Source organism: Neisseria gonorrhoeae (assembly GCF_013030075.1).
Taxonomy (GTDB): Bacteria; Pseudomonadota; Gammaproteobacteria; order Burkholderiales; family Neisseriaceae; genus Neisseria; species Neisseria gonorrhoeae.
In genome coordinates, this window is record NZ_AP023069.1 from 1 (window position 1) to 24,330 (window position 24,330).

Here is a 24,330-nt window from a genome sequence, read left to right on the forward strand (position 1 = left end):
ATGACATTAGCAGAGTTTTGGCCGCTGTGCCTCCGCCGTCTTCACGATATGTTGCCTCACGGGCAGTTTGCGCAATGGATTGCGCCCCTTACGGTTGGTGAGGAGGGTGGCGTATGGGTGGTGTACGGCAAGAACCAGTTTGCCTGCAATATGCTCAAGAGCCAGTTTGCCGGAAAAATAGAAGCGGTGAGGGAAGAGTTGGCTGCCGGCCGTCCCGCCTTCGTATTCAAACCGGGAGAAGGCGTGCGTTATGAGATGGCGGCGGTTGAAGGTGCTGTCGAACCTGCCGAGCCGTCCTTGCACGCGGGGTCGGAGGAGATGCCCGTGCAGGAGGTTCTGTTGGACGAGCTGCCGTCTGAAAAGCCTGTCAAACCCGCTGCGTCGAAAACGGCGGCGGATATTTTGGCGGAACGTATGAAAAACCTGCCGCACGAGCCGCGTCAGGCTGCCGGGCCTGCTTCCCGGCCGGAATCGGCGGCAGTTGCCAAAGCGCGGACGGATGCGCAGCGTGATGCGGAAGAAGCGCGTTACGAACAAACCAACCTGTCTCCGGATTACACGTTTGATACGTTGGTAGAAGGTAAGGGCAACCGCCTTGCGGCGGCTGCGGCGCAGGCGATTGCGGAAAACCCGGGGCAGAGTTACAACCCGTTCTTCCTGTACGGCAGCACGGGTTTGGGCAAAACCCACCTTGTGCAGGCGGTCGGCAACGAGCTGTTGAAAAACCGTCCCGATGCCAAAGTGCGCTATATGCATTCGGACGACTACATCCGCAGCTTTATGAAGGCGGTTCGCAACAATACCTACGACGTGTTCAAGCAGCAATACAAGCAATACGACCTGCTGATTATCGACGATATTCAGTTCATCAAAGGAAAAGACCGTACGATGGAAGAATTTTTCTATCTGTACAACCATTTTCACAATGAGAAAAAACAGCTCATCCTCACTTGCGATGTTTTACCCGCCAAAATCGAAGGTATGGACGACCGCCTCAAATCCCGCTTTTCGTGGGGGCTGACTTTGGAACTCGAGCCGCCCGAATTGGAAATGCGTATCGCCATTTTGCAGAAAAAGGCGGAAGCGGCGGGCATCAGTATCGAAGACGAAGCCGCGCTGTTCATTGCCAATCTGATCCGTTCCAACGTGCGCGAACTGGAAGGCGCGTTCAACCGTGTCGGAGCGAGCAGCCGCTTTATGAACCGTCCCGTCATCGACATCGATTTGGCGCGTACCGCTTTGCAGGACATTATTGCCGAGAAGCACAAAGTCATCACCGCCGACATCATCATCGATGCGGTGGCGAAATATTACCGCATCAAAATCAGCGACGTACTCGGCAAAAAACGCACGCGCAACATTGCCCGTCCGCGTCAGGTTGCTATGAGCCTGACCAAAGAATTGACCACTTTGAGCCTGCCGTCTATCGGCGATTCGTTCGGCGGACGCGACCATACGACCGTCATGCACGGCATCAGGGCGGTGGCGAAACTGCGCGAGGAAGACCCCGAGTTGGCGCAGGATTACGAGAAACTGCTGATTCTGATTCAAAACTGACCGGACACGCCTTTCAGACGGCATGACATTGACCATGCCGTCCGAAGGGTAGGAAATCCAACCGATTTAAGGAGCGAAAATGTTGATTTTACAAGCCGAGCGCGACAGCCTGCTCAAGCCGCTGCAAGCCGTTACCGGCATCGTCGAACGCCGACACACCCTGCCCATCCTGTCCAATGTGCTGATTGAGGGCAGGGGCGGTCAGACCAAACTCTTGGCAACCGATTTGGAAATCCAAATCGACACCGCGGGTCCCGAGGGAGGTGCGGGCGACTTCCGCATCACTACCAATGCCAAGAAATTTCAGGACATTTTGCGCGCGCTGCCTGCCGGTGCGCTGGTGTCGCTGGATTGGGACGACAACCGTCTGACGCTGAAGGCGGGCAAATCGCGTTTTGCCCTGCAAACCCTGCCTGCCGCCGATTTTCCGATGATGAATGTCGGCGAGGACATCAGCGCGACTTTCTCGCTGGGGCAGGAGCGTTTCAAAACCATGCTGTCGCAAGTGCAGTACAGCATGGCGGTGCAGGACATCCGCTATTATCTCAACGGTCTGCTGATGCAGGTTGAGGGCAGCCAGTTGCGCCTTGTGGCGACCGACGGACACCGCCTTGCCTATGCAGCCTGCGCGATTGATGCGGATTTGCCGCGCGCCGAAGTGATTTTGCCGCGCAAAACGGTGCTGGAACTGTTCAAACTGTTGAACAACCCCGACGATCCGATTCAAATCGAGCTGCTGGACAAGCAGGTGCGTTTCCAATGCAACGGCACGACCATCGTCAGCAAGGTCATCGACGGCAAATTCCCCGATTTCAACCGCGTGATTCCTTTGGACAACGACAAGATTTTCGTGTTGTCCCGTGCCGAACTTTTGGGCGCGCTGGAACGTGTGTCCATTCTTGCCAACGAAAAATTCCGTGGCGCGCGCCTGTTCCTGCAACCCGGCCTGTTGAGCGTCGTGTGCAGCAACAACGAGCAGGAAGAAGCGCGCGAAGAAATCGAAATCGCCTATCAGGGCGGCGAACTCGAAGTCGGTTTCAATATCGGCTATTTGATGGACGTGTTGCGCAACATCCATTCCGACGATATGCAGCTTGCCTTCGGCGACGCCAACCGCTCGACGCTGTTTACCGTGCCGAACAATCCGAATTTCAAATATATTGTGATGCCGATGCGGATTTGACGGTTTTCCGGAACACGATGCCCGTATTGGAGATATGCCCCGAACCGTGCAGACGGATTCGGGGTTTTGTTCGGCTGCCGGAAAGGCAATGCCGTCTGGAATGCGGCGGATTGGGGTTGGGAGCGTATGGGGGAAGTGCTTGTGCGGGTCAGCCTCGGAGCAAATCCCATAAATCGTTTTGCAGGTCGGCTTCGCTTTCGCCTTCGGCGGGCGCGGCGCGGATATAGCCGCCGTCGGGCTGCATCAGCCACGCGTGGGTATTGTCTGCCAGTGCCATTTCCAAACCTTCGCGGATGACGCGTTTTTTGAGTTCGGGCGCGGTAATCGGGGTGGCGGTTTCGATGCGGCGGAAGAAATTGCGCCCCATCCAATCCGCGCTGGAAATAAAGGTGTCGTCCGCGCCGTTGTTGTGGAAACAATATACGCGCGCGTGTTCGAGCTGCCTGCCGACGATGGAGCGGACGCGGATGTTTTCGGACAAGCCTTTTACACCCGGGCGCAAGGTACACATACCGCGCACAATCAAATCGATTTGCACGCCTGCCGCGCTTGCCCGATACAGGGCTTCTATGACAGTCGGTTCGATGAGCGAATTCATCTTGGCGGTAATCCGCGCCGGTTTGCCGGCTTTTGCGTGTTCGGTTTCGCGAGCGATGCGGCCGATAACCATTTTGTGCAGGGTAAACGGACTTTGGTAGAGTTTGTTCAGCCGCCCGGGTTTGCCCAAGCCTGTGATTTCCATAAATAATGTGTTCACGTCGGCGGTGATTTGTTCGTCGGCGGTAATGAGGCCGAAGTCGGTGTAGATGCGCGATGTGCCTTGGTGGTAGTTGCCCGTGCCGAGGTGGGCGTAACGCTTGAGCACGCCGTCTTCGCGGCGGATGACCAGTGCCATTTTGGCGTGGACTTTGTAGCCGAACACGCCGTACACGACGTGCGCGCCCGCCTCTTCGAGCTGCTTCGCCCAGTTGACGTTGTTGGCTTCGTCAAAACGCGCCATCAGTTCGACGACGACGGTTACTTGTTTGCCGGCGAGTGCCGCCTTCATCAGGGCGGGGACGAGTTCGGAGCGCGTGCCGGTGCGGTAAATCGTCATTTTGACGGCAAGAACGGCGGGATCGGCGGCGGCTTCGCGTATCATATCGACCACGGGATCGAAAGATTGGTAGGGGTGGTGCAGCAGGATGGGCGATTGGCGCACCAAATCGAAGATCGGGCTGTTTTTGCCCAAGGCTTTCAGACGGCCCGGCGTGTGCGGCGGAAATTTCAAATCGGGGCGGTTGACTAGGTCGGGGACGGCGTTGAGGCGGACGAGGTTGACCGGGCCTTTGACCTGATAGAGTTCGGCGTCGGTCAGCCTGAATTGCGCGAGCAGAAAGTCGCGGATGTAGGCGGGACAGGTGTCGGCGACTTCGAGCCGCACGCCGTCGCCGTATTCGCGGTCGTGCAGTTCGTTTTGAATGGCGGCGCGGAGGTTTTGTACGTCTTCTTCGTCAACGGTCAAGTCGCTGTCGCGCGTGAGGCGGAACTGGTGGCAGCCTTTGACGTTCATGCCCGGGAAGAGTTTGCCGACGTGGGCGTGGAGGATGGACGACAGGAAGACGAAGCCGTGTCCGCCGCCACACAGTTCGGACGGCAGGGGAACAACGCGCGGCAGGATGCGCGGTGCTTGGACAATCGCCATACCCGAAGGCCTGCCGAACGCGTCCGTGCCGTCGAGTTCTACGGCGAAGTTGAGCGATTTGTTCAGCGGGCGCGGGAAAGGGTGGGAAGGGTCGAGTCCGATGGGGGTCAGGATCGGCAGCAGTTCGCGGTCGAAATAGTCTTCGATCCATTTTTTCTGCGTGCCCGTCCAATTGCGGCGGCGGTAAAAATGGATGCTTTCCCGCGCCAACTCGGGCTGAAGGACGTTGTTGAACAGGTCGTACTGGTGCCGTATCAGGGAGCGCGCCGCTTCGGTAACGTCGGCGATGGTTTCAGACGGCGTTTTGCCGTTGTCCGGCCTGCGCCGGGGGTGCAGCTTGTTTTCACGCTTGAGCCACGCCATGCGGACTTCAAAAAACTCGTCAAGATTGGACGACACGATGCACAGGAAGCGCAGGCGTTCCAAAAGGGGGACGTTTTTGTCTTCCGCCTGTGCCAACACGCGGCGGTTGAATGCCAGCAGGCTCAGTTCGCGGCAGAGGATGCGGTTTTGTTCGGTCATAAGGTTCTCCCAAAGATGGTTGTTGTTCGGTCGGAGCGGGCGGACAATGCCGTCTGAAGGCTTGGCGGCATCTGCGCCGGTTTCAGGCGGCATGACGTGACGGACGGTCTGTTTCAGGCATCGGGGCAATGTGAAAACGGATACCGGTACGTGCGGTATCCGTCTGTTTCAAATCACTTCCAACACAAAATAATGACGCAGTTTTTCGTACACCGCATCGCTGACGTTGATGCAGCCGTTGGTCATAATCCTGTCGGACACGGACGGGGAGGCGATGCGTTCGTTTCGCCTTTCGGACGGTATCTGATTCCAAACGCGGTGCAGGGCGAAAAGAAAATCGCCCTCCTGCTTGAAACCGATGACTTCGCCGCCGTAACCGGGCTTGTCGGTACTGTTCAGCGTCAGTCCGAACGTCCCCTTGGGTGTGGCAGTGCCGATGAGGACGGGGTGGCACTGACGGTCGTCGGCAAAACAGAGTTCCGCCTTGGATGTGTCGACGATGACTTTTTTCTTTTGAATATAGGCACTGACCGCATCCGGCTGCCCCTGTGCGAATACGGGGGCAGTCGTCAGCAGGCAGCACAATATCCCTGAAAGCAGGCGGGGCGGCATAGCGGCTTATTGGCGGATACGTTTCGGTTTTGCCGGCACGATTTCGCGGATGATGACTTGCGGCTCGGCTTTGGGTGCGGGCGGCGGGCAGACGGCATCTTTCGGGAAGACGGGGTTCCAGTAGAAGCTGCGGGCAAATTTGTCTTTATCGAAAATCACTTTGTATTGGCAGGTAGTAACGCCTTCCACGCCGGAAGTGTTTTCAGGGTCGATACCCACGCCCGGGGTGTGGAAGTGGAACAGGTAATCCCATTCGCGCACGCCGTACATACCTTCGTCGTAATGCGGGCGGCCCGGGATTTTGTAGATGTCGTCTTTGGTCAGACCGGGGCGCATCTGATCCAGTTCGTCATAAGTCGGGAATGTGCCGCGCTTGTTGTCGAGCGTTACGGAATAGGGTTCCGGGAAAACCGGATTGTCGGTCGTGCCGTCGGCTTTGACGTTGCTTTATGGTTGCGCAGGCAGACAGAATGCCTGCCGCCAATACTGCCAAGCTCGGTTTGACGATTTGTTTGATTTTCATATGCAGAATCCTTTTTTACCCGATGCCCGTCTGCCTTTTGTTCGGAAGAGCCGCATCAGGAGAGTTTTAAACGTTTGATTTTGGTTCGTAATATTAGCATAAAAAACGTGCGTATCAGTAAACGCGGTGTATTTGTACGGCATACGGAATGATGCGCGTGCGAATTTACGCATCCTGCCGGCAATTTGCCGATTCGCCGACATCGGCAACCTGTTATAATTCCTCCTTTAAATTCCTAACGTTTTCAAGCGAAAAACAGAATGACCATGCAAGAACATTACCAGCCCGCCGCCATCGAGCCTGCGGCGCAGAAAAAATGGGACGACGCCCGTATTTCCAACGTCTCCGAAGACGCTTCCAAACCCAAATATTATTGCCTTTCGATGTTCCCTTACCCTAGCGGCAAGCTGCATATGGGGCATGTACGCAACTACACCATCGGCGACGTATTGAGCCGCTTCAAACTTTTAAACGGCTTCAACGTTATGCAGCCTATGGGTTGGGACGCGTTCGGCATGCCGGCGGAAAATGCGGCGATGAAAAACAACGTCGCCCCCGCCGCTTGGACCTACGACAACATCGAATACATGAAAACCCAGCTCAAAAGCCTGGGTTTTGCGGTTGACTGGGAACGCGAAGTCGCCACCTGCAAACCCGAATACTACCGCTGGGAACAATGGCTGTTTACCAAGCTGTTTGAAAAAGGCATCGTCTATCGCAAAAACGGCACGGTGAACTGGGACCCGGTCGACCAAACCGTCCTTGCCAACGAGCAAGTCATCGACGGACGCGGCTGGCGTTCGGGCGCGTTGATCGAAAAACGCGAAATCCCGATGTATTACTTCAAAATCACGGATTACGCCGAAGAGCTGCTCAACGATTTGGACAAGCTGGAACACTGGCCGGAACAAGTCAAAACCATGCAGCGCAACTGGATCGGCAAATCTCGCGGCATGACCGTGCGCTTCGCCGTTTCAGACGACAGCAAGCAAGGTTTGGAAGGCGATTACGCGAAATTCCTGCAAGTTTATACCACCCGCCCCGACACGCTGATGGGTGCGACTTATGTCGCTGTTGCCGCCGAACATCCGCTGGCAACAGCCGCAGCCGCCGACAAACCCGAATTGCAGGCATTTATCGCCGAATGCAAAGCCGGTTCGGTTGCCGAAGCCGATATGGCGACGATGGAGAAAAAAGGCGTGCCGACCGGCCGCTACGTCGTCAACCCGCTCAACGGCGACAAGCTGGAAGTGTGGATTGCCAACTATGTCTTGTGGGGCTACGGCGACGGCGCGGTGATGGCTGTTCCGGCGCACGACGAACGCGATTTCGAGTTTGCCGCCAAATACAATCTGCCGAAAAAACAAGTCATTGCCGTCGGCGACAACGCATTCGACGCAAACCGATGGCAAGAATGGTACGGCGACAAAGAAAACGGCGTATTGGTCAACAGCGGCGACTTGGACGGCTTGGATTTTCAGACGGCATTTGATGCCGTTGCCGCCAAGCTGCAAAGCCAAGGTGCGGGCGAACCGAAAACCCAATACCGCCTGCGCGACTGGGGCATTTCGCGCCAACGCTACTGGGGCTGCCCGATTCCCATCGTCCATTGCGAAAAATGCGGAGACGTTCCCGTCCCTGCCGACCAACTGCCCGTCGTCCTGCCTGAAAACGTCGTACCCGACGGTATGGGTTCGCCGCTGGCAAAAATGCCCGAGTTTTACGAAACTTCCTGCCCGTGCTGCGGCGGCGCGGCGAAACGCGAAACCGACACCATGGACACCTTCATGGAGTCGAGCTGGTACTTCTTCCGCTATATGTCGCCCAAGTTTTCAGACGGCATGGTATCGGCAGAATCCGCGAAATACTGGGGCGCGGTCGACCAATACATCGGCGGCATCGAACACGCGATTTTGCACCTCCTGTACGCGCGCTTCTTCACCAAACTGATGCGCGACGAAGGTTTGGTCAATGTTGACGAACCGTTTGAACGCCTGCTCACGCAAGGTATGGTCGTCTGCGAAACCTACTACCGCGAAAACGACAAAGGCGGCAAAGACTGGATCAACCCCGCCGATGTCGAGCTGACTTTCGATGACAAAGGCCGCCCCGTTTCCGCCGTCCTCAAAGCCGACGGACTGCCCGTCGTCATCAGCGGCACGGAAAAAATGTCCAAATCCAAAAACAACGGCGTCGATCCGCAAGAACTGATTAACGCCTACGGCGCGGACACCGCCCGCCTGTTCATGATGTTCGCCGCACCGCCCGAACAGTCCCTCGAATGGAGCGACAGCGGCGTCGAAGGTGCACACCGCTTCCTGCGCCGTCTGTGGCGTACCGTTTACGAATACCTGAAGCAAGGCGGCGCGGTCAAAGCATTTGCAGGCAACCAAGACGGTTTGTCTAAAGAACTCAAAGACCTGCGCCACAAACTGCATTCCACCACCGCCAAAGTCAGCGACGACTACGGCCGCCGCCAGCAGTTCAACACCGCCATCGCCGCCGTGATGGAACTGCTCAACCAATACGACAAAACCGACACCGGCAGCGAACAAGGCCGCGCCGTCGCCCAAGAAGTATTGGAAGCCGCCGTACGCCTGTTGTGGCCCATCGTGCCGCACATCTGCGAAACCCTGTGGAGCGAATTGAACGGCGCGAAACTGTGGGAAGCAGGCTGGCCGACAGTCGACGAAGCCGCCCTGGTCAAATCCGAAATCGAAGTGATGGTTCAAGTCAACGGCAAACTGCGCGGCAAAATCACCGTCGCCGCCGACGCCTCCAAAGCCGACCTCGAAGCCGCCGCACTCGCCAACGAAGGCGCAGTGAAATTCATGGAAGGCAAGCCTGCGAAGAAAATCATCGTCGTACCGGGCAGACTGGTGAACATCGTCGTCTAAACCGCTTTTAAGGTTTAGCCATACGGATAAAGGCCGTCTGAAACTTGGAAACAGGGTTTCAGACGGCCTTTTTAAGGCAGATTGGGTTGTCTGCAAGACAGACCTCAAATATAGCGGATTAACTTTAAACCGGTACGGCGTTGCCCCGCCTTGCCCTGCTGTCTGCGGCTTCGTCTCCTTGTCCTGATTTTTGTTAATCTACTAAAAATTAATCTCAAAATCCAAAATATGAATTTATTTTTCGATACCCAATTGGGAAAGCAACAAAATAAAGCAACCCACAAAATCCGTGTAATGAGCGAGGCTTGGCTGGAAAAAAACGGCTATTGCCCCTGTTGCGGAAGCAAGCCGATGCAGAGATTTGCCAATAACAAACCTGTTGCAGACCTCTTTTGCCCAAATTGCCACGAGCAATATGAATTAAAGAGTAAAAATCAAAAAACCATAGGCAACAGCGTGCCTGACGGTGCATATCGCACTATGTTGGAGCGCATCCGGTCAGATACCAACCCCAACTTTTTCTTTCTTGCATATAAAAAAGCGGATTACTCCATACGGCAATTGGTGCTTGTACCCAAACATTTCATCACGCCGGATATGATTATTCCCAGAAATAAAGGCATTAAAAACCGACCGCACCACATTATGTGTTCCATCAATCTCGCCCCTTTGCCTGAAAGCGGAAAAATATTCTTAATAGACGATTCCCGCATTATCGAACCCGAAACCGTTCTGAAAAAATGGCAATCCAACCTGTTTTTACGCAACCAAAATGCGGAGCGCAAAGACTGGCTTTTGGCTGTTATGAAATGTATCGACCAACTCACCGAAGAATTCACATTGTCGCAAATGTATGAATTTGAAAACAAACTATCCATCCAATTTCCCCAAAACAACCATATCAAAGACAAAATCCGCCAACAGTTGCAAATTTTGCGTGATCAAAATATGATCGAATTCATTGGTCGCGGACTTTACAAAAAAATCGACAAATTGCACCCAACTCCCAAGGCGTTTTGATTTCAAATCATGATACTGAATTTACGAGAAATATTTATTCTTCTGCCATTCTAAAAACGGTTGAAGTACAACGCAATATTGCCGCAAAGGGCAGCAGTCGTAAAAAAGTCGGAGAATTATTGGCAATTTATGATTGATTTTGACAAACCGGCTGAAGAAGCTGCCATTTATCAAAGTCGTTTGAAAAAATCGTTTCAGACGACCTTGTCCTCTACAACGAAAATTCCCTTAACGTCATGCGGAAGATATTGGAAAAACATCCAAACGGCTGTTTTGATATGATTTTCGCAGACCCGCCTTACTTTCTTTCCAATGACGGTTTCAGTTGTCAAAACGGGCAAATGGTTTCCGTCAATAAGGGCAACTGGGATAAATCCAAAGGAATGGCGGCAGATTTGGAATTTTACGAAGAATGGCTCCGACTGTGTTACGCCTTATTAAAACCAAACGGCACAATTTGGGTTTGCGGCACATTTCATAATATCTATTTAATCGGCTACCTGATGCAAACCGTCGGCTACCATATTTTGAACAATATTACTTGGGAAAAACCCAATCCTCCCCCTAATTTGTCCTGCCGTTTCTTTACCCATTCGACAGAAACAATCTTATGGGCAAAGAAAAATAAAAAAGCCAAACATACGTTTCATTATGAAATGATGAAAGCACAAAATAATGGCAAACAGATGAAATGTGTTTGGACATTTCCTCCACCAAATAAAACCGAAAAAACATTCGGCAAACATCCGACACAAAAACCACTCTCCTTACTTGAACGCTGCATACTATCGGCTTCAAATATCGGAGATTTAATTTTTGACCCTTTTATGGGCAGCGGCACAACAGGCGTTGCCGCCTTAAAACATGGTCGGAGATTTTGCGGTTGCGAACTGGAAGAAGATTTTTTGAATTAGCAAAGAAAAGGTTAGAAAAATGATTATTGGCGGAATCGGCGGTGCAAGGACACAAACAGGACTCAGATTCGAAGAACGTACAGACTTACGAAAGTTGTTTGAAGAAATTCCCGGGTACGACTTAAGAAAAACAGATGATAATGCGGGTTATGAAGTTTGGTTTAATGGAGAATTGAAGGCTTATTGTTTCAAAAAATATGAGTTTTACCGATTTTTGGAAAGACTGGAATACAATATTAATTGGAAAGACCATCTGTCTAAAAGATTACTGCCCGATAATGGCTTATTTATCATCATCCGTGATACCTTATTTATTATTGAGATCAAATTCCAACAAACTCCCGGTTCAGTAGATGAGAAATTACAAACTTGCGATTTTAAGAGAAAACAATATACAAAGTTAGTTCACTCTTTAGGTTGGCGGGTTGGATATGTCTATGTTTTGAATGATTGGTTTACAAAACCGGAATATTAAAGATGTTTTAGATTATATTATCAGTGTTAACTGCCATTACCAATTTAACACGATTCCCTTAAGGTGGTTTGGACTGCCTGATGGTGAAACAAATGAATAAATACCATATTTAAAACACAACCGTTCAAGGTCGTCTGAATATCATTTCAGACGACCTTTCACCAATCCCCGCCGTTTTCCATCTTTCTGCTATTGTGATAAAGTAGCCCGACCTTTTGTTCAAAATACGCGGATTCCGCGACACTGAATGCAGCATCTGCCAAAGATTATTTGAAAACGGTCGAGTTAGACAAGTCTGCCGACAATGTCGATACCACATCCAAAACTATCCGCAGGGTTTAGGCGGTATTCCAGAGTACGGTGTCTTATGCTGATGCTGTAAACAATGCCCGTATAGAAAATCTAAAACGGTTGTTGCCGACCGTTATGCCGGTTTATGAGCAAAGTGTCAGAAATAAGGGGCGCGTTAATAAAAAACGTCGGCGTTAAGGGAAGGGGATCGAGAATTTGAGCCGTTGTTTCAAAATGCCGTCTGAAATCGTTTGAGATTCAGACGGCATTTAAACAGTTCTGCGCCCCGCCCGTTTTGCCTTCAAGCCCGCGCCGCTTAAATCCAATCCCCCCCCTGCAACGGGCGCAAAAAATCCCCGTGCCTCGCGGTCGGGGATGTTTCGGGTTTCGCGCCCGTCTGCGCCGTGCCTTGCTGTCGGGCTATGCCGTCTGTACCGCCGCCGTTTCGGCTTGGTTTGATGCGGTCGGGCATTTGTGCGGCTACGCCCTGATATTCAGTTCGGCGGTCTTGCCTGTCTTGGCAGGCATATTCAGCAGCGCGTCTATATGTGAACTTGCTGATTTTGCCGTTTGCCAAGTCGGCTACGCAATGGCTTCGATGCCCTTGTTTTTGACGATGGTCAGCAGCTTAAACGCTGCGCCGCCGGGCTTTTTAACGCCCCGCTCCCAAGCCGAAACGTGATTTTTCCCCACGTTGAGATAGATGGCGAAAGCGGCTTGCGATAGTGCCTCCTTCTCCCTGATTGCCTTGATGTCCCCGCCGCTCAACGGCTTGATTTCGGTCAGGCAGGACTTGTCAAAGCCGCGCATAGTCTTTTTGTCGATTGCGCCGATGTCGTGCAATCCCTGCATGGTTTCGTGTATTGCTGCGAAAATCCCGCTTTTATATTTCATGGCTGTATCTCCGTGAAAGTGCCGTTTGACTTGGCTTGCTCTATGTCGGTTTCTGTCATTGCCAAGATGATGGCGGCGGTTTTCTTTAATTCTGTAAGTTCTTTATCAGTGATGTTTTCGCGGTCGTTCTTGGCAAAGGCGGTCATGAAAAACGCCCGTTCTCCATGCCTGAAAAATATCAGACTGCGATAACCGCCGCTTCTGCCTTGCCCTTGCCTTGCTATACGCTGCTTAATCACGCGCCGCCCAAATCTGCATCTATCAGCCCGTTATCTGCCCGCTCTACCGCCTCTATCAGCTCTGAATCACTGATTTTGTGCTTCTTGGCAAATTTCACTATCCATTGGTTTTTGAATATCCGCATTGTGCAACCGTTTACTTAGTGATACTGGGGATTATACCAAAGACAGGCAACACGGCAAGCCGCCTTTTTATACCCTGCAATTTCTCCGTTTATGCCGCCTGAAACACCGGCGGCTAATTTGATTATTTTTTAATCAATCGCTTTTAATGGCTCAAATTGCGTTTTTAGCGCGTTTCGCTGTCTTCCTATGCCCCGCAATATAACCAACCGGTTTAACCGCCATTCCTGCTCAAAATAGGCGCGGTTCCGTGCGTTTTGGCTTTTCATTCCGCTACGCTCCCACTGCCAAGACGGTAAAAAACCGGAAAACCCCAAAAGTTGTTACCGATTCGTTACCATTTGTTACCGCATTTGTTACCAATTTTTTATCTTTTTCTTATTTTTATAGTGAATTAAATTTAAACCGGTACGGCGTTGCCTCGCCTTGCCGTACTATTTGTACTGTCTGCGGTTCGCCGCCTTGTCCCGATTTAAATTTAATTCACTATATTTCATATACTTATTTATCTAACTTTTCCCCGGTAACAAGGTAACAACTAAGGGTATCGCTTCCTAGTATAGGTTTTTTCCAAAAACCCAAAAAAACCGCTCTGCATCTTGGACGGTTTCCCCCTCGTTCCCTACGGTTCGTCAGTATTCCCCGCAAGCTCTTTTCCGCTTGGCATTCCTGATTTGGTGGTCGTTCAGCTTTATTTTTGCGGTATTTTTCGGATACCGTAAAAAATCAGGTTAGTTCAATTAGGGCGGATTGGACGGGATTGCACAGTCAGGAAGGGGACGGCAGGATAACAATCAGCCTGAAATCCTTGTATTGATTGGGATTGGTTGATGGCATCAGACAGGATTAAACGAAAAAAAACGCCTAGAATTTCTAAGCGTTTTTGTGTGTTGGTGCCGACAGCGAGATTTGAACTCGCACAGCCTACGGCCACTACCCCCTCAAGATAGCGTGTCTACCAATTTCACCATGTCGGCATTTGAAAAACTGTTATTTCTGCTGCTGAGGAACAGGGGCAGAAGGTTCGGTATTGCTTACGGGTTTGGGTGCTTGCTGAGTCTGTCGTATGTTGCTGAAGTCCAAACCGTGTTTTGTCGTGTGGGTGTGAATATACACCATAGCCATGCAGGTTGCGAAGAAAAATGTTGCTGCAACGGCGGTCGAGCGGCTGAGGAAGTTGGCGTTGCCGGCAGAGCCGAATACGCCTTGCGCGCTGCCGCTTCCCGATCCGAAGGTCGCGCCGGCATCCGCGCCTTTGCCGTGTTGGAGCAATACTAACACGATGACGGCCAAAGCGGAAATAATATTAATAATCCAAATTAGGGTTTTGAAGGCTTCCATATTTTTCTACGCATTTTGTGCGGCACTGATGATGGCGGTAAAGGAGTCGTACGACAATGACGCGCCGCCGACGAGTGCGCCGTCCACATAAGGTACTGCGAAGATGTCGGCCGCGTTGTCCGCTTTCACACTTCCGCCGTAAAGGACGCGGATTTTAACATCGCTTCCGCACAAAGACAAGATTTCTTTGTAGATGAATGCGTGCATATCGGCAATCTGTTCGACGGTGGCGACTTTGCCTGTGCCGATTGCCCAGACGGGTTCGTAGGCGACGGCGATGTTTTTGGTATCCAGCCCTTGCAGGATGGAAAGCTGATGGGCGATGACTTCGTGTTCTTTGCCGGTTTCGCGCTCTTCGAGGCTTTCGCCGACGCACAATAATGGGATGAGTCCGACGTTGAGGACGTTTTCCATTTTGCGGCGTTGGATTTCGTTTTTTTCGCCGAAATAAAGGCTGCGTTCGGAGTGTCCGATGAGGACGATGTCTGTGCCGGTGTCGGCGAGCATTTCGGCGGACACTTCGCCGGTGTACGCGCCGTTGTCGGGGAAGCGGCTCACGTCTTGGGCGCAGGTGAGGATGCGGTTGTTTAAGACGATTTGCATGGCGTTGTGCAGTTGCAGCAGGTAAACGGTCGGGGCGGCGAGTCCGATGAGGACGCGTTCGGCGGTGGGGAGGATGCGGAAGCGGTGCATCAGTGCGTTGTTGTTTTGGAGCCGGCCGTTCATTTTCCAGTTGCCGATGACCCATTTTTGATCCCACATTCCGATTTGGCGATACATCTTTTTTGCTCCGTGTCGTGTTTTTCTGTCTGCCGCGTGTGGCGCGTTGCAATGTGAAGTTTAGTGGATATGCGGCGGGTTCGCAACTTGGGGCGGGCGGCTGCGGGGGCGGTTTGGAATGTTGTTTCGGGCAGGATGTTTTATAATGGCTGCCTGATATGTATGCAAATATGGGAGATATGATGCACGCGCTTCATTTTTCGGCTTCGGACAAGGCCGCGCTTTATCGTGAGGTGTTGCCGCAGATTGAGTCTGTGGTGGCGGACGAGGCGGATTGGGTGGCGAATTTGGCGAACACGGCGGCGGTTTTGAAGGAGGCGTTCGGCTGGTTGTGGGTGGGTTTTTATTTTGTCGATACGCGTTCGGACGAATTGGTTTTGGCACCGTTTCAGGGACCTTTGGCGTGTACGCGGATTCCGTTCGGGCGCGGGGTGTGCGGTCAGGCTTGGGCGAAGGGTGAAACGGTGGTTGTTAAGGATGTGAACGCGCATCCCGACCATATTGCCTGTTCGTCTTTGTCGCGTTCGGAGATTGTCGTGCCGCTGTTTTCAGACGGCCGCTGTATCGGCGTGTTGGACGCGGACAGCGAACATTTGGCGCAGTTTGATGAGGCAGATGCTTTGTATTTGGGCGAACTGGCGAAGATTTTGGAGAGGCGGTTTGAGGCTTCGAGTCAGGCGGCTTGAGACTGGCAAAACGGGCGGGCTTCGCGTGCCGAAGTTGGCGCGGCGGTAGTGTGGTTTTATAATGCCTGCCATTGATAAAACAATTATTTGACGGAGCACTAAATGGATTTTGAAAAAGCGCGGTTCAATATGGTCGAACAGCAGATCCGTCCTTGGGATGTATTGGATTTTGACGTGTTGGACGCTTTGGAGGAGATTCCGCGCGAGCTTTTCGCGGATGAGTCTTTGCAGGGTTTGGCGTATGCGGATATGGAGCTGCCGCTTGCCAACGGTCATAAGATGCTCGAGCCGAAAGTCGTGGCGCGGCTGGCGCAGGGCTTGAAGCTGACGAAAAACGATACGGTTTTGGAAATCGGCACGGGTTCGGGCTATGCGACGGCTCTGTTGGCAAAACTGGCTGGCCGTGTGGTTTCGGACGACATCGATGCCGAACGGCAAAAGCGCGCCAAAGCGGTTTTGGACGGCTTGTCTTTGGAAAACATCGATTATGTGCAAAATAACGGGTTGACCGAACTTTCCGCAGGTGCGCCGTTTGATGCGGTTTACGTCGGCGGCGCGGTAACCCTTGTGCCTGAAGTGTTAAAGGAACAGTTGAAGGACGGCGGGCGTATGGCGGTTATTGTGGGACGCAGGCCGGTGCAGCGCGCGCTTTTGATTACGCGCAGGGGCGATGTGTTTGAAGAGAAGGTGCTGTTCGATACTTTGGTGGCGCATTTGGACGACAAGGATGCCCATCCTTTCGACAGTTTTAATTTTTGATGTTCGGATTGTGATGCCGTCTGAAAGCGGGTTTGGGGCTTCAGACGGCATTTTGCTTGGTTTTTTTCGGGGGGTTTGTGATGGATATTGTGCAACTTCCGTCGGCGGCATTGAAGGCGTGGATGGACGAAGGGCGGATGTTTTGTTTGTTGGACGTGCGTACGGATGAAGAAGCGGCGGTTTGTTCGCTGCCAAATGCGCTGCATATCCCGATGAATCTGATTCCGCTGCGGCAAAACGAGTTGCCGGACGATGTGCCGCTTGTGGTGTATTGCCATCACGGTATCCGCAGCCTGCATACGGCGATGTATTTGGCGGAGGCGGGTTTTGAAAACCTGTACAACCTTCAGGGCGGCATCGACGCGTGGGCGGTTGAGGTTGACGCGGAAATGGCGCGGTATTGAAGGCGGCTTCAGACGGCATTCCTTAAATGCGTGTACCTCTGGTGTTCCATAAAGGTCGTCTGAAAGTGCAGCTTCTGCGAAGCTAAAGCGCAGTATCAACGAAGTTAAAATTTGCCTGAACCTTAAAGGCAGCCTGCACCCCAATTCCCTCGCCCCGTGGGAGAAGGCTAGGGAGAGGGCGGCAAACTGCAGGTTTGCTTGGGCGGCATTTTCAATGTGCAGGCTGCTTTTAGCTTCGCAGAAACTCCGTTTTCAGACGACCTTATTTAAACCGATAGGTAAACGCCGCGTTCACTGTCCGCAGTGCGCCGTGGCTGTGGCGGTCGGGCTGGGTGCGGTAGTGTTTGTTGAACAGGTTGTCCACGTTCAGCGACAGTTCGGTGCGCGGATTGAAGCGGTAACGCGCCATGATGTCGGCGACGGCGTAGGCTTTCTGGCGGCTGTTGTCGGCGGCGCGGGCTTTGGCGGCGGGATTGGGGATGCGGAGCGCGGCTGGGTCGGTGTGGGTTTCGCCCTGCCGGCGCACACCCGCACCGATGGTCCGGCCGCTGGGGGCTTCGGGGGCGAAGTGGTAGGCGGTGAAGAGTTTGAAGCTGCGTTCGGGTACGCTGTCGGGGTTCAGGCGGCTGCCGTCTTGGTCGCGGGGTTTGCTTTGGCTGTAGCCTGCCTGTATCTGCCATTCGGGCGTGATGCGGCCGCCGACTTCGATTTCCCAGCCGTGGGTTTTGGCTTGGTTGGCGGCGCGATAGTAGGTGTTGCCGCTCTGGTCGCGTCCTGCTGCGGTGGCGAGGTTGTTTTTACGGGCGCGGTACACGGCGGCGGATGCGTTCAGACGCCCTTCAAGCCATTCGCCTTTGATGTCGGCTTCCAGATTGTTGCCGGTTACGGGTTTCAGGTAGCTGCCGTGTTCGTCTTTTTGCAATTGCGGGACGAACAGGCTGCTGTACGAGCCGTAAAGCGACAGGTTGCCGGTCAGATCGAACACGATGCCTGTGTAGGGGGTGAAACGGTTGGCGGACACATAGGTCATGCCTTGTGTGCGGCTGTTGTAGCTGCCTGCGCGGTAGCGGCTGTATCTGCCGCCGAGTATCAGCGAAAGGTTGTCGGCGGCGCGGAAACGGGTGGCGAGATAGCCGCCGATTTGCCGCCTGGTGTCGTATTGCGGGATGGTTTGGGCAAACGATGATGGCTGCGGATAGGCGCCCGTGCGGGAAAATTCGTAGGCGTTGGGAATGGCGTTGGGAATGATGCTGCGTTCGCCGTATTTGTTGCTGGCGTATTTGTAGCCGTTGATACCCGCGATTAAATCGTGCTCGCGGCCGAACAGGCGGTATTTGCCGGTCAATGACATGCTGGCGCTGTGGGTGCGCGGATCGGCGTGCCAATAACCGGGAATCAGGTCGGTGGCGGCAGTGCTGTGGTCGATGGAAAGTACGCCTGCCACACCGTAGGGCTGGCGGAAGCGGCTACGGGTGTAGTCGTATTCGGCTTTGAGTTTCCAGTCTTGGTTGAAGCGGTGTTCTATGCCGGCGAACAGGTTGAGCGCACGGTTGCGGCTGTTCGACCAATTTGTGGCGGGGTTGTCTTTTGGGCCGAAGGCGGTGGCATAACCTTGGCTGTCGTACACGGCGTAGCTGAGCGGCGCGTCTGCGGTTTCTTTCGCCTGCTGGTAGTCCATGCCTGCGTGGACGCGGGTTTGCGGTGCGATGTCGTATTCCAAAATGCCGTAGAGTTCGGCATCGCGGCTGCGTTCGAGCTGCCGCCACGAGTCGCCGCGTCCGAAGGTGGAAACCAGGCGGCCGCGCAGCGTGCCTTCGGCGTTCAGGCTGCCCGATACGTCCGCGCCCAGCCCGAAATGTTTGCGGTTGCCGGCTTCGGCGCGGACTTCAAACAATGGCTTGCGGGTCGGGTGTTTGCGTACCAGATTGACGGTGGCAGAAGGCTCGCCCGTGCCGTCCGGCAGCCCCGCCACGCCGCGCACGACTTCTACGCGCTCATAGGCGGCGGTGTTGGCATTGCCCGTATCGGCCAGCGCGTCGGCAACGGGGATGCCGTTGATTTGGTAGTTGGCGATGCGGCTGCCGCGCGCGAACAGGTAGTTGTAGCCCGCGCGGTCGGAGCCGTAAATCTGGCGGCTGGTGCCGGTCGCCTGCAACAGGGCGCGGTCGAGCGTTTTGATGTTTTGGTCGCGCATTTGTTGCGATGTGATGACGCTGACGCTCTGCGGGATTTCGCGCAGGGTCATGGGCAGCCCGAACGGGGTGTGCGTGCCGGAAACGGTGTAGCCGTCGTTGGAACTCGCGGTGCGGTCGGCGGTAACGGTGATGGTCGGCAATTCGGTGCTTTCCTGCGGTTTGGGGTCGTCTGAAACAGAAACATCGGCCTGCGCGTACACGGGTAGCAGGGCGGCAAAAAGCAGGGAGTATTTGAAGCGTGTCATGGGGTTTCCTTTGTGTGTTGGTGTGCGGTGGGGTTGTATAGCGGATTAACTTTAAACCGGTACGGCGTTGTCCCGCCCCGGCTCAAAGGGAACGATTCCCTAAGGCGCCCAAGCACCGGGCGAACCGGTTCCGTACCATTTGTACTGCCTGCGGCCCGCCGCCTTGTCCTGATTTTTGTTAATCCTCTATGCTTTTGGCATATTGAAGGTGTAGGCTGCTTTTAGCTTCGCAGAAACTCAGCTTCCTTCGGAAACTTCGTTTTCAGGCGGCCTCGGACGGGTCGGGCAGATCAATCAGCACCACCGAGCAGCCGTTTTCCGAACGCGGGCGGTGCGACACCGACTTCGGCACGACCGCCATCTCGCCCTCGCGTATCGTCATGTTGCCGCCGTCGGCGAAGTCCACCGCCATGTCGCCCTCCACGGCAAACAGCACTTTGTCGCTGTATCCGTGCGTGTGCCAGCCGTAATCGCCCAAAAGTTTGACCAGGCGGAATTGGAACCCGTGGCGGTTGATGATTTCGGGCTGCCAGTATTCTTTGATGGCGGCAAGGTGCTGTTTCAGGTTGATGGTTTCGTTTTGCATGGGGTTCTCCTTGTGGTTTGTTTTGAATAAAACTACTGCGCCGCAACGGGTTCTGCCTTTTCAAACGCCGCCTTCAACTGTTCCGCCGCCTGTATCAACTGCCGCGCGCCGCCCGCGACAATGTAGTTCGCGGCAGGCATGACGATGATTTGCTTGCGCTTCCAAGCGTTCGTGCCGCATACCAGCGCGTTATCCAACACTTCCACGGCAGCCGGCCCTTCCTGCCCGATGGCGGCGGTGCGGTCGATGATGAAAATCCAGCCGGGGTTTTTCTCTTTGATGTATTCGAAGGAAACGGGCTGCCCGTGCCCTTCGTTGCGTAAAGATTCGTCCACGGGCGGCAGGCCGATGTCGCCGTGTATCCAACTTGCCAACCGCGATTGCGTGCCGAAGGCGGACACCTTGTTGCCTGTAACCGACAGCACCAGCCCGCGTCCTTTGCCTTTGGCGGCTTCGCGCTTTTGGGCGAACAGCGCGTCAATCTGCGCATTCAATTCCGCCACGCGCGCTTCCTTACCGAAAATCCGCGACAGGGTCTCCATCTGCTTCTCGCCGCTGGTGCGGATATTGCCGTTGTCCACCGTCAAATCTATGGTGGTCGCGTTTTTCGCCAACTGTTCATACGCTTCCGCACCCGGCCCGCCGGTAATGACAAACTGCGGATTGTGGCGGTGCAGGGATTCGCAATCGGGCTCAAACAGCGTCCCCACCGTTGCCGCCTTGTCAAATGCAGGCTGCAAATAGTCCACGCGCACCGGCGCGGTGGTTGCGCCCACATTCACGCCCGGCTCGGTCAGCGTATCCAACGCCGCCCAGTCGTACACGGCGACGCGTTCGGGATTCTTCGGCACAACGGCATCGCCCCGCGCGGTCGGCACGGTCAGCGTGGCGACAGGTGTGGATGCGGCTTGGGATGCGGCGGATACAGTTTTTTCGGCGGCAGGTTCGGGCGAACAGGCGGCCGGCAGGACGGCGCAGGCTGCCCAATAAAAACGCGGTTTCACGGTGTGCGGTTCCTTTGCATACGAATAAGAATGTTTATTATTAAGCAAACAACCTGCAGAAACCACGCCGCAAAACGCAAAATTCCCGATACGGCAAAACAAATTCCCGAAACGGAAAAGGTCGTCTGAAACACCCTTTCAGACGACCTTTTCCGTTCCAACCAATCCCTGCGCTTGATTATTGGTAATAATTCCTATTTAATTCATTTGTTAGACAACTCGTTCCTATCCAATCATGAACACCGCCGCCATCTACCGCCAGTACCAAACCTATGTCCGCTCCGATAAATCCGGCTGGGCGTTGGACGGCTGTTCCGACAGCGCACTCATTGCGCAGGCAAAACAGCCCGGTTTGCATCTGAAAATGTGCATCAACCGCTTCGACTCGGGCATCACCTTATCACGGATGCGCGGCGGCGGAACGGGTGCGTTTCCCACCGAAATCCACAATTTCAGCCACAACTGCGCCTTGTTCGTCATGGTATCGGGGCAGAACCGGTTACAAATGGGCGGCAGGGAATACCGCCCGTCTGCCGGCGAAATCTGGCTGGTACGCGGCGAACTGGCGGACGTATCCGAAACCCTGCTGCCAGACAGCGGCGGCATGTGTGCGCTGCATTTGGATTTTTGGCTGGAAAAACTGCGCCGCTGGCACGACGAAGGTTTACTGGACGAACGCCTGTTTTCGCCGCAAACGATAGGCCGATTCGCCCTGCAACGGCTGGCGCAAAACGCGGGGACACTGACGGCGGCGGCCTGCCCCCTGCTGCAACGCCCGTTCGAATCGGACGGCTTCGGCCTGCTCGCCGACGAAGCCGACGCGCTGGAACTCTCCGCCCGATTATTACGCTTCACCTTCCGCCGCCACGACAACGGCTACCGCCGCCGGCGCATAGACGAAGCCGCCGATATTTTGAACAGCGAATTCGCCCGCCCGCTGACCATCGCCGAAATCGCCCGCCGCGTCGGGCTGAACGAATGCTACCTGAAACGCTATTTCAAAGCGCAAACCGGCGAAACCGTCGCCGGACGCCTGCGCCGCCTGCGGCTGGAACACGCGCTCGCCCTCATCGAATCGGGCAGCACCATCCAAGCCGCGATGCACTTTTGCGGCTACCGCCACGCGGGACGGTTCAACGAAGCGTTCAGGCGGCATTACGGATTTTTGCCTTCGGATGTGAAAAAGTGCTGATGGGCCGACGGCATAGATATTTTGATTTGAAACAACCATTAAAAAAGATCGTCTGAAAAAGCAATTTCAGACGATCTTTTTTCATTCGCGGCGGCAGTGTCGCCCCCTGCCCTTATCCCAAAAATTCTTTCAAAAACAGCAACACGCAGGCGAGTTTGTCGGCGGATTCGCGTTGGGTGCCGTTGCCGGTATGGCCGCCGCCGTCAGGCGAGTAGAGCCAAGATTGCGGCGAGGTTTCGCGCAGTTTGGCGTAGAATTTGAGCGCGTGGGCGGGATGGACGCGGTCGTCGCTGAGGCTGGTGGTAATGAGTGCGGGCGGATAATCGATGCCGTCTGAAAGATTGTGATACGGCGACAATTCGCCCAGCCGGCGTTTGCAGGCTTCGTATTTCTGCGGATTGCCGTATTCGTCCGTCCAACTTGAACCGGCGGACAGCAGCGGATAACGGATCATATCGGTCAGCGGTACTTCGCACACCAGCGCACCGATGCTTTGCGGTTCGCGCACGAAGGCGGCGGCGGTAATCAGGCCGCCGTTGCTGCCGCCCTGCAAGCCGATGTGTTTGGGCGAACTCATGCCGCGTTCGGACAAATCACGCACGACTGCCAACAAATCATCAACGCTTTTGTGTTTGCTGATTCCCTGCGCCGCCTGATGCCAGCGCGGGCCGAATTCTCCGCCGCCGCGGATGTTTGCCAATACAAAGGCATTGCCCTCTTCCAGCCAATATTTGCCGACGCTGCCCAGATAATGCGGCAATTCAGGAATGCCGAAACCTCCGTAAGCATAGACTAAGGTCGGCGTGTCGGGCGCGGCGTTTTTGCCGACGTGGAAATAAGGAATGCGTTCGCCGTCGGACGACACCGCCCAAAACTGCCGCACTTCGATGCCGTCTGAAACAAACTGCTGCGGCTGGAGGCGCATGACGGTCAGTTCCATCACGTTCAAATCCAGCGCAAACAGCGTCAGCGGCGTGGTGAAATCGCTGGCGGCAAGATAAACCACGTCGCCGCCCCACGGTTGGTCGGTCATTTCCAACGCGCCCGAGGGCAGGTGCGGCAACTCGGCTTCCTGCCATTTGCTGTCGGCAAACCGCCACGCTTTCAGACGGCCTTGTACATTCTCCAGCAGGCTTGCCACCACAAAACGCTTGGTCGTTTCCACGCTTTCCAATGCCTGCGTTTCATCGGGCGCAAACAAAAGCTGCGCCGCCCCGAGTTCGCCCCGATTCAGTTTCACCGCCACCAACGCGCCACTCGGATAGCTTTGGTTCGCGCGGTGCCAGTCCTTGCGCAGCGTCAGCAAAAGATGTCCCGCCAGATAGCCGACCACATCGCAATCATTAGGCAGGTTCAACGGTTTCGCCCCGCCTTCGGACGACACCTGCAAATACGTCTTGGTGTAAAAACCGTCCGACGCTTCAATCAAATCAATCGGCGAACCCTGCGGATCGAGGTAACGCCACGCGTTTACCATCATCGCGCCTTTATCGATTTGGTACGCCGGCAGGCTTTCCTCGAAACTCTTGCCGCGTTCCACCAGCCACACTTCGCGCGGATAGCCCGATTCGGTCAACTGGCGTTCGTCCCAAGCCGGACACACCCACACGCTGTTTTCATCGCGCCACGACACATGGTTTTTGCCTGCCGGAAAGTGAAAACCGCCCTCTACCAATTCCCCTGCTTCCAAATCCACTTCCAGCGTATACGCCGTATCGCCGCCCGATTTGTTCAAAGTCAGCAGCGCGCGGTTGGGCTGCTCCACCAAGTGCGACACGCCGCCCAAATACACATCGTCGCCGAGCAACTCATCGAAATCCGCCACCGAAAACAGGATTTTCCACTCGGGATAGCCGGAACGGTAGGTCGCCGCCGTACACATGCGGTACACGCCCTTCGGATATTCCGCATTCTGATGGAAATGGTACATCCGCGCGCGGTGTTCCTGACAAAACGGAATCTGCCGCGTGTCCTGCATTTGATTCAAAATGCCGTCTGAAAGTGCGCGCGCCTTGTCGTTTTCTAAAAAACGCGCGCGCGTTTCGGCATTCGCTTCAGCAGCGAAGTTTTGCGTTTCGGCGGAATCGAGGTTTTCAAAATGGCGGTAGGGGTCGGGGTAGGATTTCATCGGGGTCCTTGAGGGTCGGGCAGGTCTTTGTCATCGGGGAAATGCCGTCTGAAACGGGGTTCAGGCGGCATTTCTG

General features: G+C 54.5%; 18 protein-coding genes, 1 tRNA gene and 5 pseudogenes. 11 read left to right on the forward strand and 13 right to left on the reverse strand.

Annotated features, from left to right (window positions below):
- On the forward strand, positions 1–1,557 hold the full coding sequence (gene dnaA, locus HT085_RS00005; RefSeq protein WP_003687194.1) for a chromosomal replication initiator protein DnaA: 1,557 nt from the start codon (positions 1–3) through the stop codon (positions 1,555–1,557).
- 79 nt (positions 1,558–1,636) lie between these two features.
- Complete coding sequence (dnaN, locus tag HT085_RS00010; RefSeq protein WP_003687195.1) at positions 1,637–2,740, forward strand: DNA polymerase III subunit beta; 1,104 nt, start codon at positions 1,637–1,639, stop codon at positions 2,738–2,740.
- A gap of 148 nt (positions 2,741–2,888) precedes the next feature.
- On the opposite strand, the gene ppk1 is transcribed toward dnaN, so the two are convergent.
- The 3 genes and pseudogenes from ppk1 to HT085_RS00025 form a co-directional block, all read right to left on the reverse strand.
- A complete protein-coding gene (gene ppk1, locus HT085_RS00015; protein WP_020997294.1) occupies positions 2,889–4,946 on the reverse strand; it encodes a polyphosphate kinase 1 in 2,058 nt (685 codons plus the stop codon).
- Between the two features lie 168 nt (positions 4,947–5,114).
- A complete protein-coding gene (locus HT085_RS00020; protein WP_003687201.1) occupies positions 5,115–5,558 on the reverse strand; it encodes a hypothetical protein in 444 nt (147 codons plus the stop codon).
- 6 nt (positions 5,559–5,564) lie between these two features.
- Positions 5,565–6,081 (reverse strand): annotated as a pseudogene (locus HT085_RS00025) (outer membrane protein assembly factor BamE).
- A gap of 266 nt (positions 6,082–6,347) precedes the next feature.
- On the opposite strand from HT085_RS00025, the gene leuS reads away from it, so the two are divergent.
- The 5 genes and pseudogenes from leuS to HT085_RS00045 all read left to right on the forward strand — a co-directional run bounded on the left by leuS (position 6,348) and on the right by HT085_RS00045 (position 11,487).
- Positions 6,348–8,978, forward strand: coding sequence for a leucine--tRNA ligase (gene leuS / locus HT085_RS00030; RefSeq protein WP_012503319.1), 2,631 nt, complete (start codon positions 6,348–6,350; stop codon positions 8,976–8,978).
- A gap of 228 nt (positions 8,979–9,206) precedes the next feature.
- Positions 9,207–9,998 carry a DpnI domain-containing protein gene (locus tag HT085_RS00035; RefSeq protein WP_003687206.1) on the forward strand — a complete coding sequence of 264 codons (792 nt, stop codon included), beginning with the start codon at positions 9,207–9,209 and terminating at the stop codon, positions 9,996–9,998.
- A pseudogene (locus HT085_RS12105) lies at positions 9,962–10,135 on the forward strand (restriction endonuclease); the annotation flags it as partial. The gene HT085_RS00035 and the pseudogene HT085_RS12105, both read left to right, overlap by 37 nt.
- A pseudogene (locus HT085_RS00040) lies at positions 10,128–10,935 on the forward strand (DNA-methyltransferase). The pseudogenes HT085_RS12105 and HT085_RS00040, both read left to right, overlap by 8 nt.
- Positions 10,932–11,487 (forward strand): annotated as a pseudogene (locus tag HT085_RS00045) (hypothetical protein). The pseudogenes HT085_RS00040 and HT085_RS00045 overlap by 4 nt, the downstream one beginning before the upstream one ends.
- 507 nt (positions 11,488–11,994) lie before the next feature.
- Here HT085_RS00045 and HT085_RS11595 read toward each other — a convergent pair.
- The 6 genes and pseudogenes from HT085_RS11595 to tpiA all read right to left on the reverse strand — a co-directional run bounded on the left by HT085_RS11595 (position 11,995) and on the right by tpiA (position 15,055).
- A complete protein-coding gene (locus HT085_RS11595) occupies positions 11,995–12,255 on the reverse strand; it encodes a hypothetical protein (RefSeq protein ID WP_003687214.1) in 261 nt (86 codons plus the stop codon).
- A gap of 5 nt (positions 12,256–12,260) precedes the next feature.
- Positions 12,261–12,572, reverse strand: a complete 312-nt coding sequence (locus HT085_RS00060) for a helix-turn-helix domain-containing protein (RefSeq protein WP_003690485.1) — start codon at positions 12,570–12,572, stop codon at positions 12,261–12,263.
- Positions 12,569–12,936: pseudogene (locus tag HT085_RS00065) on the reverse strand (type II toxin-antitoxin system RelE/ParE family toxin). Before HT085_RS00065 ends, HT085_RS00060 begins: the two are co-directional and overlap by 4 nt.
- Before the next feature lie 889 nt (positions 12,937–13,825).
- A tRNA-Leu gene (locus HT085_RS00075) sits at positions 13,826–13,911 on the reverse strand.
- Between the two features lie 13 nt (positions 13,912–13,924).
- The gene (gene secG, locus HT085_RS00080; RefSeq protein WP_003687220.1) at positions 13,925–14,275 is read right to left on the reverse strand and encodes a preprotein translocase subunit SecG; all 351 of its coding nucleotides are present in this window, start codon (positions 14,273–14,275) and stop codon (positions 13,925–13,927) included.
- 6 nt (positions 14,276–14,281) lie between these two features.
- Positions 14,282–15,055 (reverse strand): triose-phosphate isomerase, encoded by a 774-nt coding sequence (gene tpiA / locus HT085_RS00085; RefSeq protein ID WP_003687222.1) that lies wholly within the window; start codon positions 15,053–15,055, stop codon positions 14,282–14,284.
- Between the two features lie 182 nt (positions 15,056–15,237).
- On the opposite strand from tpiA, the gene HT085_RS00090 reads away from it, so the two are divergent.
- The 3 genes from HT085_RS00090 (at position 15,238) to HT085_RS00100 (ending at position 16,904) form a co-directional block, all read left to right on the forward strand.
- A complete protein-coding gene (locus HT085_RS00090; protein ID WP_025455757.1) occupies positions 15,238–15,741 on the forward strand; it encodes a GAF domain-containing protein in 504 nt (167 codons plus the stop codon).
- 102 nt (positions 15,742–15,843) lie between these two features.
- Entirely contained in the window at positions 15,844–16,500 is a 657-nt protein-coding gene (locus HT085_RS00095; protein ID WP_003687226.1) for a protein-L-isoaspartate O-methyltransferase family protein, read from the forward strand.
- An 80-nt stretch (positions 16,501–16,580) separates the two neighbouring features.
- The gene (locus HT085_RS00100) at positions 16,581–16,904 is read left to right on the forward strand and encodes a rhodanese-like domain-containing protein (protein WP_003687228.1); all 324 of its coding nucleotides are present in this window, start codon (positions 16,581–16,583) and stop codon (positions 16,902–16,904) included.
- Positions 16,905–17,166: 262 nt separating this feature from the next.
- On the opposite strand, the gene tdfF is transcribed toward HT085_RS00100, so the two are convergent.
- The 3 genes from tdfF to HT085_RS00115 form a co-directional block, all read right to left on the reverse strand.
- Entirely contained in the window at positions 17,167–19,344 is a 2,178-nt protein-coding gene (tdfF, locus tag HT085_RS00105; RefSeq protein ID WP_003690492.1) for a TonB-dependent iron piracy receptor TdfF, read from the reverse strand.
- 262 nt (positions 19,345–19,606) lie between these two features.
- Positions 19,607–19,930 carry a cupin domain-containing protein gene (locus HT085_RS00110; RefSeq protein WP_003687232.1) on the reverse strand — a complete coding sequence of 108 codons (324 nt, stop codon included), beginning with the start codon at positions 19,928–19,930 and terminating at the stop codon, positions 19,607–19,609.
- Between the two features lie 32 nt (positions 19,931–19,962).
- Positions 19,963–20,934: a siderophore ABC transporter substrate-binding protein gene (locus tag HT085_RS00115; RefSeq protein WP_010356564.1), complete on the reverse strand. Its 972-nt coding sequence runs from the start codon at positions 20,932–20,934 to the stop codon at positions 19,963–19,965.
- Between the two features lie 235 nt (positions 20,935–21,169).
- On the opposite strand from HT085_RS00115, the gene HT085_RS00120 reads away from it, so the two are divergent.
- Positions 21,170–22,126 (forward strand): helix-turn-helix transcriptional regulator, encoded by a 957-nt coding sequence (locus HT085_RS00120; protein ID WP_003690497.1) that lies wholly within the window; start codon positions 21,170–21,172, stop codon positions 22,124–22,126.
- A gap of 112 nt (positions 22,127–22,238) precedes the next feature.
- On the opposite strand, the gene HT085_RS00125 is transcribed toward HT085_RS00120, so the two are convergent.
- Complete coding sequence (locus HT085_RS00125; protein ID WP_003690499.1) at positions 22,239–24,254, reverse strand: prolyl oligopeptidase family serine peptidase; 2,016 nt, start codon at positions 24,252–24,254, stop codon at positions 22,239–22,241.
- Between the last annotated feature and the right edge of the window lie 76 nt (positions 24,255–24,330).